Genomic DNA, 19,670 nt, shown 5'->3' with positions numbered 1-19,670 from the left:
CCTCCCCGCCGTGAGACCTAGCGATCGCTCCACTTGATCTCGTACGGCTTCAGCGTCTGCTCCTTGCCGTCCACCGTCGTGGTGACCTGACCGTCCGTGGTGTTGACCAGCAGCAGCTGGTCGGGCTGGGCCAGCACCCGTACCTTCGGCTCCGAGGAGGCGACGTCCTCGAGCTCGGCCCCCGCCGGGAACCACTTGGCGAAGTTGCTCACCAGCTCCATGGTCGGGAGCGGGGCGCCGGACTTCGGGTTCCACAGGCAGCCCCGGCAGGCGCCCTCCTTGGCCTGCGGGTTCCAGTACAGCGCGGTGGCGGCGCCGCTCTTGGCGAACTCGATCATGGAGGCGGCCTGGACGGCGAGTCGCTTGTCCTCGGGCCACGTGGTGCCGTCCTCGGGCACGAAATACCACTCCGACCACCAGATCGGCATGTCGTCGGCCTTCTTCCGCAGCCACTGGGTGACCGCGCTGAACTTGCTCAGCGCGCCGAACTCGTCAGGCAGCAGCTCGTGGGCATCAGTCGGCGAGGCGCCGTCGACGACGATGAAGTCAGCGCCCTTCTTGTTCTCGTACCAGTAGGTGAAGGCGTCCAGGACGTTCTGGTTGACCACGCCCCAGTCGCCGCGAAGCTCGGAGTCGCCGCTCCCGTTGCTGTCGAACCCGAGGTACGGGCCGCCGATCTTGGCGTCGGGACGGACCGCCTTCACCGCGTCGTAGACCTTGTTGTACAGCTCCGTGTAGCCCTTGTAGTCCGCGGGCTTGGAGTGGTCCTTCCAGAAGCCCTTGAACTCGTTCCAGACCAGGAAGTAGTCGACGTCCTTGTACCGCTCGGCGACGGTCGCCGCCAGCTTGGCGAAGTCGTCGAAGTGCTGCGGGTAGGGGGCGTCCTCCAGGTGCTCCGCCCAGCCCTCCTGCGAGGTCGGTCCCTCGGGGCCGCCCTTCATCCAGTCGGGGGCGCAGCAGAGGGTGATGATCGGCGTGCCGCCGGACTGCTTCATGAAGCTCGTGCGGCTGTCGAGGTCCTCCCAGAAGTACTGCTGCCGCGTGGGCTGGGGGTTGAGCGCCCCGAAGCCCATGATGTGCTGGTTCTGCAGCATCGGCGTGCGGGCCAGCGACTGGGCCACAGTCTGCTCGAACTGCGGGGTGATGTTGTTGGCGCTGGTCCCTGTGTGCGTGAACCCCCAGCGCGGCCAGCCGGGCTCCACGGCCGGCGGCTTCTGGACCTCGGAAGGCGACTGCGCCGGCGACTCCTGCGCCGCCGAGGTCGCGGGATCCGCGCCGGGGGAGGCGGCGGATCCACAGCTCGCCAAGACCACCGCGACCGCGGCGACGGCGATCATCCGGATCGGCCGTCCCCACATCGACTTCCCGCTATCCGAAGACACCTGTGCTCCTCATGATTCGTCTGGCTGAGAGCATCGCACGGGCGGCCGCCCGAGCGGTGATCGCGGACATGATTCTCAGTGAAGCGTTACCGTCGGCCGCGGCTCAGGGCCGCACCCGCAGGTCGGCGAAGAGCGCCCGATGGTCCGAGCCCGGCACGTCGTGGATCTCCACGGCGGTCGCGCCGGCCCGGCCGTCGGTGAGCACGTGGTCGATGGCCACCAGCGGCGGGAGCCTGCGCATCGGCCAGGTCGGCACCAATCCCTGGCCGGTGGCCGCCGCCGCGTCCGTGTAACCGGTGGCCAGCAGCCGCCGGAACACGGCGTGGTCGAGCGTGGCGTTGAAGTCGCCGGCCAGGATCCGCGGCGGGCCCGAGGACGGCGCGGGCGGTAGCGTGCCCACGCCCGCCTCCCACTCCGGCACCGTCCTCGGCACCGGCGCCACGGGGTGCACGACCACGACCTCCACGGCCGACCCGCCGGGCAGCGCCACCTCCGCCACCGGCATGTGGTGCCCCACCGGCTCGAACACCTCGGAACGTTCCCGCAGCGGGTAGCGCGCGTACACACCGCTGCCCTCCGGGCCCCAGGTCTCCGGCTTGGCCACCTGGTACGGCAGCAGCCCGTCGAGCCCCGCGGCGGCCAGCCGGTCGCGGGCCGACCACGTCAGCTCCTGCAGGCTGAGCACGTCCACGTTCAACCTGCGCACCAGGTCGACGATCACCTGGGCGTCGCCGCGCCCGCCGTTGAGGTTGGCGGTGAGCACCCGCAGCGGCCGGCCCTCGGCCGAGCCGGTCGTCGCGATCGCCCGCGGGACGACGCACCAGGCGAGACAGGCGCACACCGCCAGCATGACCGCGATCGCGGCGCGGCTGCGGGTGGCGAGCGCCATCGCCAGCACGACCAGCGCCGCGAGCGCGAAGTACGGCGTGAAGGAGACCAGCGGGACGAGCAGGACCCCCGACTCCAGCCCGCCCAGCCGCACGGCCGTCCCCACGGCGAACAACACCGCGACCCCTGTGGTCAGGCGCGCGGCCCACTTGCGCCGGGGCCGGCCCGGCACCGCCTCGTTCGTGGCGGCCTCCTGTAGAAGCACGCCCACGAACCTAAGCGGTCATCATGAAATTTCTATGATGGCGCTCCGGCCGGTCGATCCGGCTCAGTGGGCGCGTCCCCTTAGCCGAATCGGGGTGCCGGCGGCGGTGTGGGGTCGTCGGCCGGGTCACGGAACGCACACGTGTAGACGTGCTCCCCGGACCCGACGGCGATCGGGTGGGAAGGCTCCGCGGGCAGGTAAATCGTGGCCGTGGCGTTCGGCGGGACGACCACGCGCAGCTCCAGCCGCCCGCCGGCGCGTTCCCAGCCTGCCTCGGCTCGGCCGAAGGGTGTCTCCAGTGCGGCGCTCGCGCGGGTCAGGCCACCTCCAGGGCGCGGCCGTACCAGCAACTCACGGTAGCCGGGCGCGGCCGGCGCCAGGCCGGCGACCGTGCGGTGCAGGAAGTCGGCCACCGCGCCGAGGGCGTAGTGGTTGAAAGAGGTCATCTGGCCCGGGTTGACCGTGCCGTCGGGCAACATGCTGTCCCAGCGCTCCCAGATCGTGGTGGCGCCCATGGTCACCGGGTACAGCCAGGAGGGGCAGTTGCGCTGGGTGAGCAGGGCGTACGCGGTGTCGTAGGCGCCCACGGAGCACAACGCGTCACAGATGAGCGGCGTGCCGACGAAACCCGTGCCGATGCGGTGGTCGTCCTGGGCGACGAGCTGGATCAGCCGGCGTCCGGCCCGCTCCCGCTGCTCGGGCCCGTCCAGCAGATCCAGGCACAGTGCGAGGGCGTAGGCCGTCTGGGTGTCGCAGGCCAGCCGCCCCGACGGGGTGACGAACTCGCGGTGGAAGGCCGCGCGCACCTCCCTCGCCAGCGTGGTGTAGTGCTCGGCGTCGGAGGAGCGGCCGAGCAGCGCCGCGGTGTCGGCCACGATGCGGGCGGTCCAGGCGTGGTACGCGGTGGCGACGAGCGCGTGGTCGGTCCGCGCCTTGCCCGGATTGTCCGGGGGAGCGGCGGGGTCGAGCCAGTCGCCGAACTGGAAGCCCCGATCCCACAGGTGGGCACCGCCGGTCAACCCGGCCACCTGGTCCACCCAAGCCGTCATGCTCGTGTACTGCGCGCGCAGCAGGGCGAGGTCGCCGGATCGCTGGTAGAGCACCCACGGGACGATCACCGCGGCATCGCCCCAGGCCGCGGCCGGAGCAGGCGGGAACAACAGCGACACCCACGGCACGTACGGCGGGACTGTGCCGAGCTCGGCCTGTTCGGCGGCCAGGTCGGCGAGCCAGGACGACAGCGGCCCCGTGCAGTCGTACAGGAAGGCGGCGGCGGGGGCGAAGACCTGGATGTCGCCGGTCCAGCCGAGCCGCTCGTCCCGCTGCGGGCAGTCGGTGGGCAGGTCGACGAAGTTGCCGCGCATGCTCCACGTGACGTTCTCGTGCAGGCGGTTCAGCAGGGGGTCGGAGCAGTCGAAGGTGCCGATGGGCCGCATGTCGGTGTGGCAGACGACGGCCTGGACGTCGGCCGGGTCCAGCTCGCCCGGCCAGTCGTCCACCTGCGCGTAGCGGAAGCCGTGCATGGTGAAGCGCGGCTCCCACTCCTCGGGCTCGGCGTCGCCGCGCAGCGTGTACTGGTCGAGGGCCGCCGCGTTGCGCAGCGGCCGCACCGCCAGGGCGCCGCCCTCCAGGACCTCGGCGTGCCGCAGGGTGACGGTGTGGCCGGCCGGGCCCTGGACGCGGATGCGCAGGCGGCCGGAGACGTTCTGGCCGAAGTCGAGGATCGTCTCCCCGGACGGGCCGGTCAGCACCTCGACCGGGCTGAGTGTCTCCACGCGGCGCACGGGCGGGCCGGTCGGGGCCACGAGCCGGGCCGGGTCGTGGTGCAGCACGTCGGCGGGCGGCCAGGAGGAGTCGTCGAAGCCGGGCTCCGACCAGCCACGCGGCAGGAGGCGGGCGTCGTGCTTCTCGCCGTCGTACAGGCTCGCGGCCGTGACAGGGCCGGTGGCGCAGCGCCAGGCGCCGTCCGTCACGACGCTGTCGTGGGTGCCGTCGGCGTAGGTGATGTCCAGCTGGGCGATCAGGGCTGTGCGGTCGCCGTACACATCGGTCTTGCCGCTCCCGAAGCCGACGCGGCCCCGGTACCAGCCGTCGGCCAGGGTGGCGCCGATGGCGTTGCCGCCCTTGCGCAGCAGGTCCGTGACGTCGTGGGTGTGGTAGCGCAGGCGGTGTCCGTAGCTGCTCCAGCCGGGGGCGAGCACGTCGTCGCCGACGACGCGGCCGTTGAGCTCGACCTCGTACGTGCCGTGCGCGGTGACGTACAGGCGGGCCCGCTCGACCGGGCCGCGCAGGGTGAAGTCGCGGCGGAGCAGCAGGGCGGGACCGTCCGGCACGCCCAGCAGGTCGAGGGGCGGTGCCGCCGCCTCCGCACGCCATTCGCCGGGGTCGAGCAGCCCCGTCTCCACGTACGACCAGGGGCTCCAGTCGCTGGCCGAGCCGTCGGCGCCGTACACCCGCACCCGCGCGCCGCGCCGCTCGCGGGAGCCGAGCTCCGCGCCCGGCCAGGGCACCAGCACCGACTCGCCGGACTCCACGCGTCCGGTCGCCGTGCCGTCGCTCAGCTCGACCTCGTACGCCTGCTGCCGCCAGCCGGGGAGGCCGGTGGTGACGCCCCAGGACAGGCGAGGGGCGGGTTCGCCGATGCCGAGCGGGTGGCGGTGATGTTCGAAGGTTGGAGCGTGGACGTGCAACGAAGAAGTCATGTCATCCCTTGATGGCGCCGGCGGTCATCCCGTCGACGATCTTGCGGTTGAAGAAGACGAACAGCAGCAGCGGCGGGATCGTGATCAGGACGATGTCCATGAACAGCAGGTTCCACTGGGTGCTGTACTGGCTCTGGAAGTTGTAGAGAGTGAGCTGCACGGTGGCGTTCTCGTCGCCTGGGGTGAAGTACAGGGGGTTGACGAAGTCGTTGAACACGGCGACCGATGTGGTGAGAATCACCGTGATGGTGACCGGCCGGAGCAGCGGGAAGATCACGCGGAAGAAGAGCGTGAACCCCGCGCAGCCGTCGATCATGGCGGCCTCGTCCAGCTCACGCGGGATGGCCGCGATGAAGGCGCGGAACAGCAGCACCGCGTACGACAGGCCGTAGGCGACCTCGACCAGGATCAGTCCGTGCAGGGTCTTGAACAGGCCGAGCCCCTGCAGCAGCCAGATCGTGGGGACGATCGCGGGCGGGATGACCAGCCCTGACAGCACCAGGAAGTCGGCCACCTTGCCGATCTTGCCGACCCGGCGTTGCAGCACGAACGCGGCCATCGCGGCGAACACCACGATCAGCGCGACGGACGCGACGGTGAGGATCGTGCTGTTGACGTAGGCCCGCAGCAGCAGGTAGTCGCGCGCCTCGATGACCTCGATGAGGTTCTGGACGACGGGCCAGCTGGTGGGCCAGGCGAAGTCCAGGTCGGCGGACTGCACCTGGTCCTTGACCGCGGTCAGCAGCATGAACGAGAACGGGATGAGGAAGACCACGGTGGCCACGAGGAGCGCGATCGTCTCCGCGCTGAATCTCTTGAGAGCTCTCATGCGGCGACCTGCCTCTTGCCGAGGACGTAGTTGAGCGGCACGACGATGGCGGTGACGACGACGAACAGGATGACGTTGCCCGCGGTGGACAGGCCGAAGAAGCCGGCCTGGTACTGCTTGTAGATGATCGAGGCGATCGTGTCGCTGGTGAAGCCGGGCCCGCCTCGCGTCATCGTCCAGATCAGGTCGAACGAGCGCAGCCCGCCGATGAAGGACAGCAGGATCACCGAATACGTGGCCGGCCAGCTCAAGGGCAGCGTCACGTGCCGGAAGCGGTGCCAGGCGCCGCCGCCGTCCACGGCCACCGCCTGGTAGTAGTCGCGCGGGATGGACATGATGCCGGCGATGTAGATGACGGTGGCGATGCCCACGCCCTTCCACACGTCCACCAGCGCCACCGACAGCAGCGCCGTGTTGGCGTCGCCCAGCCAGTCCGGGCCGTCGATGCCGACCAAGGCGAGGGCCTTGTTGACCAGCCCCGTGTCCGGTCGCAGCAGCGCGCTGAAGGTGAAGCCGACCGCCACGGTGGACACCAGCACGGGGAAGAACACCACCGAGCGCAGGAAGCCGCGCAGCCGCAGCTTCGAGGTGAGCAGCACGCCCAGCAGCAGTCCGAGCACCACCTTCAGACCGCTGGTGACCACCGCGTAGATGAGGGTGTTGGCGAAGCCGATGCGCAGGTTCTGCTCGGCGAAGAAATCGCCGAAGTTCTGCAGCCCGACGAAGGTGCTGTCGAACAACGTCCAGCGGGTCAGCGCGAAGTAGAAGGCCATGACCGTCGGCACCAGGAAGATCACCAGGTAGACGACGGCGGCCGGCACGTACAGCGCGTACGGGTAGGCCGCGCGCTGCTTCGAGGCGCGGACCTGCTTGTTCTCGCGGGCCGGGCCGGGCCCCGTGCGGGGCCCGGCGTGCTGCTTGGTCACCATCCCGCGAGCCCCAGCTGCTGAGCCTGCTTCTCCACGTCCTTGTCGTACTGGGCCGCGCCCTCGGCGGGCGGCGTCAGCCCGGAGCCGACGGCGACGGTGATCTGCTCCAGGGACGGGCCCTTGACCGGGGAGACGAACTCCAACGCGGGCGCGGTCGCGCCCTGGTCGACGTACACCTGCAGGTCCTTGGCCACTTGGATGGCGTCATCGGGCAGCTTGGCGCCCTGGATCCGGTACGGCCCGGACGGCTGGACGACCTTGCTGACGGCATCGGCGCCCGCGGTCGAGGCGATGAAGGCCAGGAACTTCTTGGCCGCGTCCAGGTTCTTGGTGGTCTTGGGGATGTAGACGCCGGCCGGCTCCCAGAGCGTGGCGCCGTTCTTGGCCGCGTCGGTGCCGGGGATGGCGAAGAAGCCGACGTCGGTGGCGGCCTGCGGCATGGTGGCCACCAGGGGCGGCAACGTGGCGCTGAGCATCGGGTAGTGCGCGCCCTCGCCTTCGATCAGCATCTTCATGCCCTGGTCGTTGGTGGCCGAGCCGAAGCCCTTGTTGAGGTAGCCCTTGGCGTGCACCTCCGCCAGATGCTGGAAGCCGGCCAGCGCGGCCGGGCTGGTGGAGAACTTGGCCTTGTTGGCGGTGTAGTTCTGCGCGAAGCTCGCGTCCGCCGCCTGGACGTTGTAGAAGTCGCCGAGCACGAGCAGCTGCGAGGTCCAGGTGTCCTTGAAGGTGCCGATCATCGGCGTGATCCCGGCAGCCTTGATCTTGTCGTTGTTGGCCATGAACTCGGCCCAGGTCTTGGGCACCTGCAAGCCGAGCTTGTCGTAGATCTTGCGGTTGTAGAGGATGCCGCCACCCAAGGCGGTGCCGCCGGGCACGCCGTACGCCTTGCCCGCCTGGCTCACCACCGGCAGGAAATCCTTCTGCACGTTCTGCAGCACAGGGTCGCCGGTGAGGTCGACGAGGGTCTGGGCGGGGTTGAGCGCCTGGAGCAGCGATCCGGAGTTGTACCAGAACACGTCGGTCATGTCGCCGGTCGAGAGCCGGGTCTTGACGATGTTGTCGCCCTCGCTGCCGCCCGGCCGCGTCTCGGTCTCGATCTTGATCTTGGGGTTGGCCTTCATGAAGGCTTCCGTGAGCGCCTTGGCCGTGTTGACGGTCCCTGGGCCGTTGTCCACGAGGAACGTCAGGGTGGTCGTGCCGTCGGCGGCGGGTTCGGCGCCTGAGCCCGAGCCGCAGGAGGTCAGGGCAGCTGTCGCGAGAACGGCCACGGCCGCTCCCAGTACGCGGTGCGAGGTCTTCACAACGCCCCTCCGGGTCCGTTGAAACGTTTTAAACGCCCCCGATGCCAGTTAACGTAGGCGTCACATAAGGGCGCCGTCAAGACTGACTTTGGGGAACGATCCCCAATCGTGACCCGGGGAAATACCGTTCCCAGAGGGTTCGACCCACCAGGAATGGGTAACGTTATCCACGACTTTCCGATGGTTGAACCGTACTGTCCGAACGGGTTCCGACGGGAAGGCGGGCGTATGGGCGGGGCCGCTCGAGGGCGCCGGATCACGATCGCCGACGTGGCGAGCCGCGCTCAAGTCTCCACCACCGCGGTGTCGAAGGTGCTGCGTAACGCCTACGGCGTCAGCGCGGCCATGCGCGACCGGGTCCGGGCCGCCATCGACGAGCTCGGCTACCGCCCGCGTAACGCGGCGCGCGCGATGCGCGGCCACACGTTCACCATCGGCGTGCTCCTGCCGCACATCAGCAACCCGTTCTTCGCCGAGATCCTCGACGGCCTCATGACGCAACTCGGCGGCACCGACTACCAGGCCATCCTGGTCCAGGGCGGCAAGGATCCGGAGGGGGAGCGCAGGGCGATCGACGCACTGGTGGATCGCCAGGTGGACGGCATCCTGATGATCGCGCCGCTCGGCTCCAAAGGGGAGCTGGAAGAGGTGGCCGCGGGCACGCCGACCGTCGTGCTCGGCCCCCACGAGAAGTCGGCCCTTTACGACTCGGTCCACGACGACGACGAGGCGGGCGCCGAACTGGTCGTGAGACATCTGATCGCGCTGGGGCACCGCCGCATCGCGCACATCGGGCAGCGCGACGCCAGCCGCGGCAGGCCCGGGGCGCTGCTGCACACCATCAGGGAACGGACCTACCGGCGGGTCATGGCCGAGCATGGCCTGGCCGGCGAGATCGCCGTCGCCGCCACCGCCTACACGGAGGAGGGCGGCCATGCGGCGGCGCGGGTCCTGCTGGCCCGCGAGCCGCGCCCCACCGCCATCTTCGCCGGCGCCGACCTGGCCGCCTTCGGCGCACTCGCGGCCCTCTACGAGGCCGGGCTCGCCGTCCCCGCCGACATCTCCCTGGCCGGCTACGACAACACCCGCATGTCAGGCCTCGCTCACATCTCCCTGACCACCGTCGATCAAGACGGCACGATCATGGGCAGAACGGCGGGCCGCCTGCTCCTTGAACGCATCCAGGGCCGTACGGCGGCGGTCGACTTCTCCCTCACGCCGACCTTGGTGCCGCGCCGCTCGACGGCTCCCTGCCGTTAGAGGCGGTGTGTCGCATCGCTGCGGTAGTCGGTGTAGGTGTAAGGATTGTCGAGGATCTTCGTCGCGGGGATGTCTGGGTTCATGCCCTTGTTCCAGGCATCCTCGCCCATTTCCGAACGAAGATAGTCGACCGTGCGCTCGACCTGGCGGCGCGCCGCCGTCAGGTCGACGCCGAGCAGCTCGTGCTCGTGCTTGACCACCCGCCCGTTGACCAGGACGGTGTGCACGTCGCCGCGCTGGGCCTGGAAGGCGACGTGGCCGTACGGATTGAGCACCGGGAACGAGACCGGCGAACGGTCGTTCTTAATGAGCACCAGGTCGGCCTTCTTGCCTGCCGCGATCACGCCGAGGTCGTCGCGGCCGAGTGCGTGGGCGCCGCCGCGGGTGGCCCAGTCGACGACCTGGTCGGCGCGCAGGCCACAGTGGGTGACGGTGTCGCCCTTGGCGTGCGCCTCCAGGTGCTCGCGGGAGCGGTCGGCGCCGAGGGTGGTGCGCATGGCGGAGAACAGGTCGCCGCTCCACCACACGCTGGTGTCCATGGACAGCGACACCGGGATGCCGTGGGCGCGTACCGCCCAGGTGGGCGGGTAGCCCTGGCCGGCGCTCTGCTCGCTCTCCGTGGAGACCGAGACGGAGCCGCCGGTGGCGGCGATGCGGTGGTAGGAGTCGGCCGACAACGACGCGGCGTGCACGTAGATGGTGCGCGGGGTCATGAAGCCGTGCTCGTACATGAGTCGGATGCCGTCGTCGCTGGTCGCGCCCCATACGCCGGCGTGCGTGGTGACCGGCGCGTCCAGCTCCCGCGCCACCTCGAACGCGGGCTTCTCCGGGAAGGCGGGGTCGCCCAGCACGTCGAAGGCGAGCTGGAAGCCGAGCAGGTCGTCGCCGGTGATCCGGCGGGCCACGAAGTCGCGGAACTCGGGCGCGGCCGTCCACTCGGCGGGCGGCTGCTGGATGTTGCCATACGCGAGCACGTACCGGCCCGGCACCTCCTGCAGCGCGTCGACGGCGGCGTCGGCGTGGTCCACTGTCTGCAGGCCGTGCGACCAGTCGACGACGGTCGTGACGCCGGCGTCGAGCGCCTCGATCGCGGCGAGGGTGTTGCCCGCGTAAATGTCCTCCGGCCGGAACAGCTTGCCGTGCTCCAGGTAGAACCAGACGAAATACTGCGTGAGCGTCCAGTCGGCGCCGTACCCGCGCAACGCGGTCTGCCACATGTGACGGTGAGTGTCGATCATGCCGGGCATGACGATGCCGTCCGACGCGTCGATCGTGACAGCGTCCTCGGGCGCCTCAAGATCGGGCCCGACCGCGGCGATCCGGTCGCCGGTCACCAGGACGTCGGTGCGTTCGAGCACCGTGCGCCCGCCGTCCATCGGCAGCACGGTGCCGCCGCGCAGCACCACAGGCCGTCCGGCCTCGAACTCGATCCGCTCGCTCATCGCTGAACTCCGATCTTCCGAACGGTTGTCCGCTACACGGTCATGCTGTTCGCCGTAACTCTACGGTTGCGGGGAACGGTGTCAAGAGCCTCCGTCGCCCTTGGGCCCCGGTCCGGGCTTGTGCCAGAATCGCGATTGCGGACAATCGTCCGTGTAGTGAACGCAGGTGTTGGAGGGAGCCGGATGACAGACGACGCCGTAGCGGCGAACGGACCGGCCGGGGGCGGTCCGCTGTCCGGCGTGCTGGTGGCCGACTTCTCCCGGATCCTGGCCGGGCCGTACGCCACGATGTTGCTGGCCGACCTGGGCGCCGACGTGGTCAAGGTCGAGGGGCCCACCGGGGACGACACGCGATCCTGGACGCCGCCGGCGCGGGGCGAGGTGTCGACGTACTATCTCGGGGTCAACCGGGGGAAACGGTCGATCGCGCTCGACCTGCGGGACGAGACCGACGCCGAAGCGGCCCGGGAGCTGGCCCGGCGCGCGGACGTGCTGATCGAGAACTTCCGGCCCGGCGGGCTGGCCAAGTACGGCCTCGACTACGCCTCGGTCAGGGCCGCGAACCCCGGCGTCGTGTACGCCTCCATCAGCGGGTTCGGGTCGGGCGCCGGGGCCCGGGTGCCCGGCTACGACCTCATGGTGCAGGCCATGTCGGGGCTGATGAGCCTCACCGGCGATCCTGACGGGCCGCCGTACCGGGCCGGGATCTCCGTGTTCGACGTGATGGCCGGCAACCACGCCGTCATCGGCATCCTCGCCGCGCTGCGCCACCGCGAGGCCACGGGGCAGGGGCAGCAGGTCGAGGTCAATCTCTTGTCGTCGGCGCTGACCGGGCTGGTCAACCACAGCTCCGCGTACGTCGCCGGCGGGGTCGTGCCGTATCGGATGGGGAACGCGCATCCGAGCGTGTTCCCGTACGAGCCGCTGCCGACCGCCGACAACGACCTCATTGTCACCGCCGCCAACGACGGCCAGTTCCGCAAGTTGTGCGACGTGCTCGGCATCCCCGAGATCGCCGACGACCCGCGCTTCGCCCGCAACGCCGACCGCACCGCGCGCCGGGACGAGCTGCGGCCGATCCTGGTCGAGCGGCTCGCCACCCGGGGCGCGGTCGAATGGTTCGAGTTGCTGGTCGAGGCCGGGGTGCCGAGCGGGCCGATCAACACAATCGACGGCGGGTTCGCGATGGCCGAGCGGTTCGGGCTCGATCCCGTCGTCGAGGTGGGGGCAGGGGAGCGGGCGGTGCCGACGACACGGCATCCGATCCGGTTCTCAGAGACGCCCGTCAGCTATACGCTGCCGCCACCGGAACTCGACGAGCACGGCGCGGAGCTGCGTAAGTGGCTCGCCGGCCCCGCCGGCCCCGCCGGCCCCGCCGGCTCCGTGGAAGGAGGTGGGGCGTGATGGAACCCAATGTGCCCGAGTCCGGCACGAAGTCTGATGTGCCCGAGTCCGGCACGGAGCGGCAGTACGCCACGGCGCTCGGGGCGTCGTCGCCGACGACGATCACGCTGCTGGGGCAGGACCTGGCCGAGGACGTCATGGGCCAGGTCGGTTTCGGCGACCTGGCGTTCTGGCTGGCCACGCAGCGCCGTCCGACCTCCGGCGAGATCCGCGTGTTCGAGGCGATCCTGGCCGCCCTCGCCGACCACGGGTTCACCCCGACCGCGATCGTGACCCGGCTGACATACCTGTCCGCGCCCGACTCCGTGCAGGGCGCGCTCGCCGCCGGCCTGCTCGGCGGCGGCTCCCGCTTCCTCGGCGTCACCGAGGACTGCGGCCGCTTCCTCAACGAAGTGCTGCGGGAGCACCCGATCCCCGGCGACGACGCCGGCTGGGACGCGCTCGCCCTCGAGACCGTCCGCGCCCGGCGCGCGGAACGCAAGCTCATCCCCGGCCTCGGCCACCACGTGCACAAGGACGGCGACCCCCGCACGCCGCGGCTGTTCCAGATCGCCGCCGAGGAGGGCCTGTATGGGCCGCACCTGTCGCTGTTCGCCGCCATCGGCCGCGTCCATCCGCAGGTCCTGGGCCGCACACTGCCGCTCAACGGGGCCGGCGTGTGCGGAGCGGCGCTGGCCGACCTGGGTCTGCCACTGGAGCTGCTGCGGGCCTTCGCACTGCTGGCCAGGACCGCCGGCCTGATCGGCCAGCTGGCCGAGGAGCTGCGCCGTCCCGTCGCCAACGACATCTTCCTCTCAGTGGACCTCAACAACCAATCCATCCCGCCCGAGCCGTACGCCAACGGAGGCTTGCATGGCTGAACTCGTCGCGGTCATCGCGTCCACCCACCATCCCTTCTACTACCGCGCCTCCACCAGCACCGGCGAGGACCGGCCGCCGTTCGCCGACGAGTGGGTGCGCAAGGTCGAGGCGTTCCGTGAGACCCTGACCAAGGCCAGGCCCGACGTGCTGGTCATGGTCGGCTCCGACCACTTCCACCAGCTCTGGCTGGACAACATGCCGCAGTTCCTGGTCGGCAAGGCCCCCTTCTACGACGCCAACTTCTACAACGAGGAACGCGAGTTCGGCCTGCCCAGGATGTTCTTCACCGGCCAGGAGGACCTGTCGGCGTACATCCTGCGTGAGGGCCTGGACGCCGGCTTCGACCTGGCCTTCTCCAACGAGCTGCGGATCGACCACTCGATCACCTGCCCGATCATCACCCTGCGCCCGCAGAACGACCTGCCGATCGTGCCGATCTACACCAACATCTTCGCCCCGCCGCTGCCGCGCCCGAAGCGGTTCGTGCAGCTCGGGCGGACGATCCGGGAGCTGGTCGAATCCTGGCCGTCGGATCAGCGGGTCGCGGTCATCGGGACCGGGCATCTGTCGCTCGAGCTCGGCGGTCCCCGCCAGTTCGGCCCGCACGGGCCCGATCCCGAGTTCGACCGGCGGGCCGTGGAGTGGATCTCCTCAGGGGACATCGAGGGCTGCCTGGCCGAGGTCACGCTCGACAGCCTGCACGCACCCGGCAACGCCACCCACGGGTTCATGGACTTCATGCTGATGATGGGCGTCGCGGGCGAGGGGCGAAAGGCCGACTACGTCGACACCTACGACCTGTTCCACACCATGGAGGCGTACTTCACCTGGTATCCGAACGGAGGCGGCCGGTCGTGAGTAAGTATCTGCTCGACAAGTTCCTGTTCACCGTCGACCGCGATCCCGAGCTGGTCGAACGCTACCGGGAGCAGCCGCGGGCCACCGTCGAGTGGTGGGAGGCCGAGTACGCCAACCGGGTCCTCGGCTGCCACACCGGTGAGTCGTCCACCTGGCTGCGGTTCGACGACACCGAGCGGGAGGCGCTCGCCACCCACGACTATCCCAAATTGTTCGAGCTGGGGGCGCACCCGTTCCTGACGCTTACGCTGTTCATCGCGATGTTCGAGCGGGACTACGCCGAGCCGCTCGGGTTCCAGCTGGAGTACGCCCGACGCCTGGCCCACCACAATCTGCCGTACCCGGACATCGCCACCTGAACGGGATGCGAAGGGAGCCGCTGATGCGTGCCGCGCAGATCGAGACCTGCGGAAAGCCACCCCGGGTGGCCGAGCGCCCGGCGCCGGAGCCGGGGCCGGAGGAACGGCTGGTGGGGGTGCTCGCCGCGCCCATCACCCCGCTCGACGTGCTGTGCGCCGGCGGCTCCTCTTATTTCGGCGTCCCGGCCACCCCCTACGTGCCGGGCGTCCAGGGCGTCGGGACGGTGGGGGACGGCACGCTCGTCTGGTTCTCGACGTCCGCGGGGATGGCGCCCGGCGACGGGAGCATGGCCGAGCTGGCCTCCATACCCGCCGACGACCTTGTGGAGCTGCCTGCCGGGGCCGACCCGGTCGCCGTCGCCGCGCTGGGGTTGTCGGCGGTCGCCGCCCACATGGCGCTGACCTGGCGCGGCGAGCTCGCCGCCGGTGAGCAGGTGCTGGTGCTGGGGGCGGGGGGCGTGGTCGGGCAGGCCGCCGTGCAACTGGCCCGGGTGGCGGGCGCCCGGCGGGTGATCGCGGCGGCCCGCTCCGCGGCCGCGCGGGAACGGGCCGAGCAGGCGGGCGCGGACGCTGTGGTCGCGCTCGACACGGACGATGTGAGCGAACTGACCGCACGCTTCGCGGCCGCCTCTGACGGGCCGCTGGATCTGGTGCTCGATCCGCTCTTCGGCGTGCCGGCCGCCGCGGCCGCCCGCACCTTGCGGACGTACGGGCGGCTGGTGAATCTGGGCAGCTCGGCAGGGGAGACGTGCCCGCTGGACTCCGCGACCCTGCGCAGCCGGTCCCTGCGGGTGCTCGGCTACACCAACAACGAGCTGACCAGGGAACAACGCGCCACCGCCATGGGGCGGATCGCGGAGTTGGCGACGCTGGGGCGCCTTGAGGTGTCGCATGAGGTCGTGCCGCTGGACGAAATCGAGGCCGCGTGGAGCCGCCAATCCGCGGGCGCCGCCTCCGGCCGCATCGTCCTGACCCCGCAACCCGCCTGACCCCGACCGCTCACCGGACCGGCGCCTGGGCCGGCAGCGTGACGTGGGGGACCGTTTCGTACAGCGCCCAGTCGGCGCTGATGGCGCCGGCCGTCTTCAGCAACAGCGGCAGGTGCACTTCGGCCAGCCGCTCCACCGGCGTCTCCGCCGCGTGCGCGTTGACGTTGATCGCCGCGATCACGTTGCCCATGCCGTCCCTGAGCGGCGCCGCCACGCTGCGGATGCCCAGGGCGAGCTCCTCGTCCGTCAGCGCCCAGCCCTTCGCCCGCACCTCCCGCAGCGCCGCGTCGCGCTCGGCCACATCCGGCCGCCAGCGCGGCTCCACCCCCGATCGGCTGGGCTCGGCGAGCACCCGGTCCACCTCGTCCGGCGGCAGCGCGGCCAGCAGTACCTTCCCCAGCGACGTCTGCAGGGCCGGGAACCGGGTTCCGATCTGCACCGACAGGGTGACGATCTTCGGTACGGCCACGCGCGCGACGTAGACGATGTCGGACCCGTCGAGCTGCGCGATGGACGACGACTCGTGGGTCTGCGCCACCAGCCGCTCCATGTGCGGCCTGGCCACCTCCCACAACCCCATCGACCGCACGTAGGACACCCCCAGCTCCAGCACCCGGGGCGTGAGCGCGTATCCGCCGGGCTCGCTCCTGGCGTAACCCAGCTCCTGCAGGGTGAGCAGGATCCGGCGGGCCGTGGGCCGGGCCAGCCCCGCGGCGGCGGCGACCTCGGTCAGCGACATGACGGGCCGGCCGGGCCGGAACACCCTGATCACATCGAGGCCGCGGGCCAGCGCCTCGATGAAATCGGGGCCGGTGTCAGCACGTGCCATGGAACGCCTCCCTGCTCGGATCCCGCCGATCCGACTCTAGACCGTCGGGCGGAGCCCTGTGTCCGCATAGCGGCGGCTGGGGCGAGCATAGCGCTGCCCGCCCCAGCCGCGGATACGGAGCCTGATCAGGAGGGGATGTGACGGTGGCGTTTCCGAGTGGTCGTTACACGGACGCTTGTCCGCAAGGGAGATCCTTGTGCCTCACAGGTCGGTGGCGATGATGGTGTCGATGTTCCGCTCGGCCAGCGCCGTGATGGTGACGAACGGGTTGACCGTGGTGTTGCCGGGGATGAGCGAGCCGTCGATGACGTACAGGCCCGGATAACCGTGCAGGCGGCCGTGGTTGTCGGTGGCTTTGTTCAGCACCGCGCCGCCGAGCGGGTGGTACGTCAGGTGGTCGCCCCAGATCTTGTAGACCCCGAACAGGTCGGTGCGGTAGATCGTCCCCTCCTTGGCGTTGATCTTGTCGAAGATCGTCTTCGCCATGTCGATGGACGGCTGCTTCCACGCGGTCTGCCAGTTCAGCTCCACCTTGCCCGCCGCCGCGTTCCAGGAGAACTGGGCCCGGTTCGGGTTCTTGGTGATCGACAGGTAGAACGAGGCGAAGGTCTCGATCCCGGTCGGCAGCGGCGCGACCTCGGCGAACGCGCCCCCTGCGGCCCAGTTGTCGATGCCGCAGCACGGGATCGACGACTGCAGGCTGCCGGTCGGGTCCCACAGGTGGTTGGCGCGGCCGCACATGACGTTGCCGTTGTCGCCCCAGCCCTTGCCGACCTCGCCGTTCAGGTTCGGCAGCACGCCGGTGGCCTTCAGCCTGACCAGCAGCTTGCTGGTGCCGACGCTGCCGGCGGCGAAGAAGACGCGGTCCGCGGTCACGGTCTTGGTCGCGGTGACGTTCCCGGAGGTGTCGAGCTGCTCGATGGTCACCGTGTACCGGCCGCCGGACGCGGGGGCGACCGAGGTGACCTTGTGGAGCGGTGAGATCGCCACCCTGCCGGTGGCCTTGGCGCGGGCGAGGTAGGTCTTCTGCAGCGTCTTCTTGCCGTGGTTGTTGCCGTAGAGGATCTCGCCGGCCAGCGCGGACTTCGTGACGGTGCCGGCCTCCTCCTGTTTCATGTAGTTCCAGTCGTACACGTCGGGCACGAAGACGAACGGGAAGCCGGAGCGCTGGGCGTGCTTACGGCCGACGCGGCCGTACTGGTAGTAGGGCGTCGTGTCGAACCAGGCCGGGTCGATGATGGCGACCCCGAGCCCGGCGTTGGCGCGTGGGTAGTAGACGTTGTACATCTCGTCGGCGTTCACCGACGGGAGCACGGAGCCGAAGTTCTCGCGCCGGGGCGTGACCGCCATGCCGCCGTTGACGAGCGAGCCGCCGCCGACGCCGCGGCCCTGGTAGACCGTGATCCCGCCGAACTCCTCGGCGTCCAGCACGCCGGTGTGGCGCGGGATGTCCCGGTCGATGGGGAAGCCGAGGAAGTAGTTGAGCGGCGCCTTGGTCCTGGTCCGCAGCCAGTACGACCGGTAGTCCGGCTCCCGCGTATTGCAGAAGATCTTGCCGTCGGAGCCGGGCGTGTCCCAGGCCATGCCCATCTCGATCATGTGGACGTCCACGCCGGCCTCGGCCAGGCGCAGCGCGGCGACGGCGCCGCCGTACCCGGTCCCGATCACCAGGGCCGGGACGTGAGCCCCGGAGGCGATCGGGCCGGTCGCCGCCCGGGCCGGGGCGGCGAGCGCGGCGGCGCCCAGGAGGGTGCCGGCGCCGGCAATGAAGCCGCGGCGAGAGATGGTGTCGCTCATGGGGGGTTCCTCGCTCTCATCGACGTTCTCATCGATGCTGGTCGCCGGCCGGGGATGGGCCGCCGGGCAACACGCAGGCGGTGTCCAGGCCCAGCACGCGGTTGAGCCGGCCGAACGCCCACCAGGAGCCGATGCTCATGCTCAGCTCCACGATCTCGGCCTGGCTGTAGTGCGCGGTCATCCGGGACCAGAACTCCTCGCCGAGGCTGTGGTGGTCCAGGGCGTAGCGCTCGGCGTACTCGGCGGCCAGGCGGGTGCGCTCGTCGAAGGCGGTGGTGGTGCGCCACTCGGCCACCGCGTCGGCGAAGTCGTCCTCGACCTTCTGGCCGTCGCGTTCCGTCCGCCAGTCCAGGCAGAAGACGCAGCCGTTGAGCTGGGCGATCCGCAGCCGGGCCGCCTCGAACTCCCGCAGGCCGAGCGTCGTGTTCGCGTAGACCGACAACGAGAATCGGGAGGCGGCGGCGCCGATGCCGGGGACCATCTCGCCCCACACGTACGCGATCGGGTCCTTGCCCTCGGGGACGTCGATGATCACGGATGCTTCCTTCCGAGTCTGCCGGCCGCGGGGCGCAACGGCACGTCGAGCGCGTCGTACAGTCCTGGTCCGGCCGTCACGAGCCAGTCGATGGCGTTCACCAGGCGGCCGGCGGCGGTGGCGTTGCCGCCCGCGGAGCGGTTGCCGCCCTCGTCGGTGGCCTCGACCGTGACCTCGATGCGCGGGCGGCCTTCGATGATCACCCGGTGGGCGCCCTCGCCGCTCGGAGGCGAGGGCCAGTCGGGGGCGCAGGACGGGTGGATGCGGGTGACGTGCTCGACGACGATACGCGGCTCGCCCCCGACCATCCCCTGCACCTCGAACCGCGCCGCGCCCTGCGTGCCCGCCGCGAACTCGCCCATCTCCGGCGTGGTCACGGTGGTCTCGAGCGGTCGCCGCTGCACGCTCTCGCGGAGGTCGTCCAGCTCCACGCCCAGTGCGCGGGCCATCAGCCGTACCTGGCCGCCCCACACCATGGAGGGGACGGTCGGCGCGAGCATCGGCGGCTCGTAGTCCATCGGCTGGCCCATGCCGACCAGGTAGCGGACCGAGTCCGGCTGGTCGTACGTGGAGTAGTCGAAGATCTCCTGGCAGCGGACCGCGTCGATGACGGACCCCAGTCCGCTGATCAGCAGGGGCAGCACGTCGTTGCCCCAGCCCGGGTCGACGCCCGAGACGAACAACGAGCCGCCGCCCTCCGCGATGGCGGCCCGGACCTCGGCCTGTAATGCGGGCGGGGCGCTGCGCTGGTCGTAGAGCGCGTAGAGGGAGGGGGTGACGACCACGGCCCCCATGCGGAGCACCCCGATGACGTCGGCCAGGGCCGCGTCGGGGCGCAGATCGCCGGAGGCGGCGTAGACGACGGCGCGCGGGGAGGCGGATAAGACGGCGTCGACGTCGGTGGTCGCCGCCACCCCGACCTCGTAGCCGAGTGAGGCCAGGTCGCCGGCGTCGCGGCCGGCTTTGGCCGGGTCGTGGACCAGCACGCCGACGAGCTTCAGTGCGGGATGCGCCTCGACGGCGCGGATGGCCGCCCGACCGACGTTGCCGGTACCCCAGATCACCGTGGACACCATGGCCGGAGCGTAGCAAGCGCTTGG

The 19,670-nt window shown here is 70.5% G+C and carries 17 protein-coding genes; 6 read left to right on the top strand and 11 right to left on the bottom strand.

Features of this window, described 5'->3' with window-relative positions:
* Positions 1-17 precede the first annotated feature (17 nt).
* The 6 genes from OHA25_RS50640 to OHA25_RS50615 form a co-directional block, all read right to left on the bottom strand.
* Positions 18-1,382 carry a xylan 1,4-beta-xylosidase gene (locus OHA25_RS50640; RefSeq protein WP_327584006.1) on the bottom strand — a complete coding sequence of 455 codons (1,365 nt, stop codon included), beginning with the start codon at positions 1,380-1,382 and terminating at the stop codon, positions 18-20.
* Between the two features lie 103 nt (positions 1,383-1,485).
* Entirely contained in the window at positions 1,486-2,475 is a 990-nt protein-coding gene (locus tag OHA25_RS50635; RefSeq protein ID WP_327584005.1) for an endonuclease/exonuclease/phosphatase family protein, read from the bottom strand.
* A gap of 80 nt (positions 2,476-2,555) precedes the next feature.
* Positions 2,556-5,177: a family 78 glycoside hydrolase catalytic domain gene (locus OHA25_RS50630; RefSeq protein WP_327584004.1), complete on the bottom strand. Its 2,622-nt coding sequence runs from the start codon at positions 5,175-5,177 to the stop codon at positions 2,556-2,558.
* 1 nt (position 5,178) lies between these two features.
* Complete coding sequence (locus OHA25_RS50625) at positions 5,179-6,006, bottom strand: carbohydrate ABC transporter permease (RefSeq protein ID WP_327584003.1); 828 nt, start codon at positions 6,004-6,006, stop codon at positions 5,179-5,181.
* On the bottom strand, positions 6,003-6,935 hold the full coding sequence (locus OHA25_RS50620) for a carbohydrate ABC transporter permease (RefSeq protein WP_327584002.1): 933 nt from the start codon (positions 6,933-6,935) through the stop codon (positions 6,003-6,005). Before OHA25_RS50620 ends, OHA25_RS50625 begins: the two co-directional genes overlap by 4 nt.
* The gene (locus tag OHA25_RS50615) at positions 6,929-8,203 is read right to left on the bottom strand and encodes an ABC transporter substrate-binding protein (protein ID WP_327584001.1); all 1,275 of its coding nucleotides are present in this window, start codon (positions 8,201-8,203) and stop codon (positions 6,929-6,931) included. Before OHA25_RS50615 ends, OHA25_RS50620 begins: the two co-directional genes overlap by 7 nt.
* A 261-nt stretch (positions 8,204-8,464) precedes the next feature.
* Between OHA25_RS50615 and OHA25_RS50610 the strand changes: the two genes are divergently transcribed.
* Complete coding sequence (locus tag OHA25_RS50610; protein WP_327584000.1) at positions 8,465-9,496, top strand: LacI family DNA-binding transcriptional regulator; 1,032 nt, start codon at positions 8,465-8,467, stop codon at positions 9,494-9,496.
* Here OHA25_RS50610 and OHA25_RS50605 read toward each other — a convergent pair.
* Entirely contained in the window at positions 9,493-10,938 is a 1,446-nt protein-coding gene (locus tag OHA25_RS50605; RefSeq protein WP_327583999.1) for an amidohydrolase family protein, read from the bottom strand. The genes OHA25_RS50610 and OHA25_RS50605 overlap by 4 nt on opposite strands.
* 183 nt (positions 10,939-11,121) lie before the next feature.
* Between OHA25_RS50605 and OHA25_RS50600 the strand changes: the two genes are divergently transcribed.
* The 5 genes from OHA25_RS50600 to OHA25_RS50580 are packed head-to-tail and all read left to right on the top strand — an operon-like array spanning position 11,122 to position 15,409.
* Complete coding sequence (locus tag OHA25_RS50600) at positions 11,122-12,342, top strand: CaiB/BaiF CoA transferase family protein (RefSeq protein ID WP_327583998.1); 1,221 nt, start codon at positions 11,122-11,124, stop codon at positions 12,340-12,342.
* Positions 12,342-13,202: a citryl-CoA lyase gene (locus tag OHA25_RS50595; protein WP_327591161.1), complete on the top strand. Its 861-nt coding sequence runs from the start codon at positions 12,342-12,344 to the stop codon at positions 13,200-13,202. The genes OHA25_RS50600 and OHA25_RS50595 overlap by 1 nt, the downstream gene beginning before the upstream one ends.
* Complete coding sequence (locus OHA25_RS50590; RefSeq protein ID WP_305915848.1) at positions 13,195-14,061, top strand: extradiol ring-cleavage dioxygenase; 867 nt, start codon at positions 13,195-13,197, stop codon at positions 14,059-14,061. Before OHA25_RS50595 ends, OHA25_RS50590 begins: the two co-directional genes overlap by 8 nt.
* Complete coding sequence (locus OHA25_RS50585) at positions 14,058-14,420, top strand: hypothetical protein (RefSeq protein ID WP_327583997.1); 363 nt, start codon at positions 14,058-14,060, stop codon at positions 14,418-14,420. Before OHA25_RS50590 ends, OHA25_RS50585 begins: the two co-directional genes overlap by 4 nt.
* A 23-nt stretch (positions 14,421-14,443) precedes the next feature.
* Entirely contained in the window at positions 14,444-15,409 is a 966-nt protein-coding gene (locus OHA25_RS50580; protein WP_327583996.1) for a quinone oxidoreductase family protein, read from the top strand.
* Positions 15,410-15,419: 10 nt separating this feature from the next.
* Here the strand turns inward: OHA25_RS50580 and OHA25_RS50575 are convergent, their stop codons facing one another.
* The 4 genes from OHA25_RS50575 to OHA25_RS50560 form a co-directional block, all read right to left on the bottom strand.
* On the bottom strand, positions 15,420-16,238 hold the full coding sequence (locus OHA25_RS50575; RefSeq protein ID WP_327583995.1) for an IclR family transcriptional regulator domain-containing protein: 819 nt from the start codon (positions 16,236-16,238) through the stop codon (positions 15,420-15,422).
* A gap of 201 nt (positions 16,239-16,439) precedes the next feature.
* The gene (locus OHA25_RS50570) at positions 16,440-18,035 is read right to left on the bottom strand and encodes a GMC oxidoreductase (RefSeq protein WP_327583994.1); all 1,596 of its coding nucleotides are present in this window, start codon (positions 18,033-18,035) and stop codon (positions 16,440-16,442) included.
* A gap of 28 nt (positions 18,036-18,063) precedes the next feature.
* Positions 18,064-18,570, bottom strand: a complete 507-nt coding sequence (locus OHA25_RS50565) for a carboxymuconolactone decarboxylase family protein (RefSeq protein WP_327583993.1) — start codon at positions 18,568-18,570, stop codon at positions 18,064-18,066.
* Positions 18,567-19,646, bottom strand: coding sequence for an NAD(P)H-dependent amine dehydrogenase family protein (locus tag OHA25_RS50560; protein ID WP_327583992.1), 1,080 nt, complete (start codon positions 19,644-19,646; stop codon positions 18,567-18,569). Before OHA25_RS50560 ends, OHA25_RS50565 begins: the two co-directional genes overlap by 4 nt.
* Between the last annotated feature and the right edge of the window lie 24 nt (positions 19,647-19,670).

Source organism: Nonomuraea sp. NBC_00507, assembly GCF_036013525.1.
Classification (GTDB): Bacteria; Actinomycetota; Actinomycetes; order Streptosporangiales; family Streptosporangiaceae; genus Nonomuraea.
Note: the sequence above shows the minus strand (reverse complement) of the source record. Positions and strands in the feature narration are given on the sequence as shown.

What these genes read in the sequence shown, in the direction of transcription:
- OHA25_RS50610 (WP_327584000.1), top strand. Translation starts at nt 8,465, where the DNA reads ATGGGCGGGGCCGCTCGAGGGCGCCGGATCACGATCGCCGACGTGGCG.
- OHA25_RS50560 (WP_327583992.1), bottom strand. Translation starts at nt 19,646, where the DNA reads ATGGTGTCCACGGTGATCTGGGGTACCGGCAACGTCGGTCGGGCGGCC.
- OHA25_RS50605 (WP_327583999.1), bottom strand. Translation starts at nt 10,938, where the DNA reads ATGAGCGAGCGGATCGAGTTCGAGGCCGGACGGCCTGTGGTGCTGCGC.
- OHA25_RS50580 (WP_327583996.1), top strand. Translation starts at nt 14,444, where the DNA reads ATGCGTGCCGCGCAGATCGAGACCTGCGGAAAGCCACCCCGGGTGGCC.
- OHA25_RS50630 (WP_327584004.1), bottom strand. Translation starts at nt 5,177, where the DNA reads ATGACTTCTTCGTTGCACGTCCACGCTCCAACCTTCGAACATCACCGC.
- OHA25_RS50575 (WP_327583995.1), bottom strand. Translation starts at nt 16,238, where the DNA reads ATGGCACGTGCTGACACCGGCCCCGATTTCATCGAGGCGCTGGCCCGC.
- OHA25_RS50620 (WP_327584002.1), bottom strand. Translation starts at nt 6,935, where the DNA reads ATGGTGACCAAGCAGCACGCCGGGCCCCGCACGGGGCCCGGCCCGGCC.
- OHA25_RS50570 (WP_327583994.1), bottom strand. Translation starts at nt 18,035, where the DNA reads ATGAGCGACACCATCTCTCGCCGCGGCTTCATTGCCGGCGCCGGCACC.
- OHA25_RS50590 (WP_305915848.1), top strand. Translation starts at nt 13,195, where the DNA reads ATGGCTGAACTCGTCGCGGTCATCGCGTCCACCCACCATCCCTTCTAC.
- OHA25_RS50595 (WP_327591161.1), top strand. Translation starts at nt 12,342, where the DNA reads ATGGAACCCAATGTGCCCGAGTCCGGCACGAAGTCTGATGTGCCCGAG.
- OHA25_RS50600 (WP_327583998.1), top strand. Translation starts at nt 11,122, where the DNA reads ATGACAGACGACGCCGTAGCGGCGAACGGACCGGCCGGGGGCGGTCCG.
- OHA25_RS50625 (WP_327584003.1), bottom strand. Translation starts at nt 6,006, where the DNA reads ATGAGAGCTCTCAAGAGATTCAGCGCGGAGACGATCGCGCTCCTCGTG.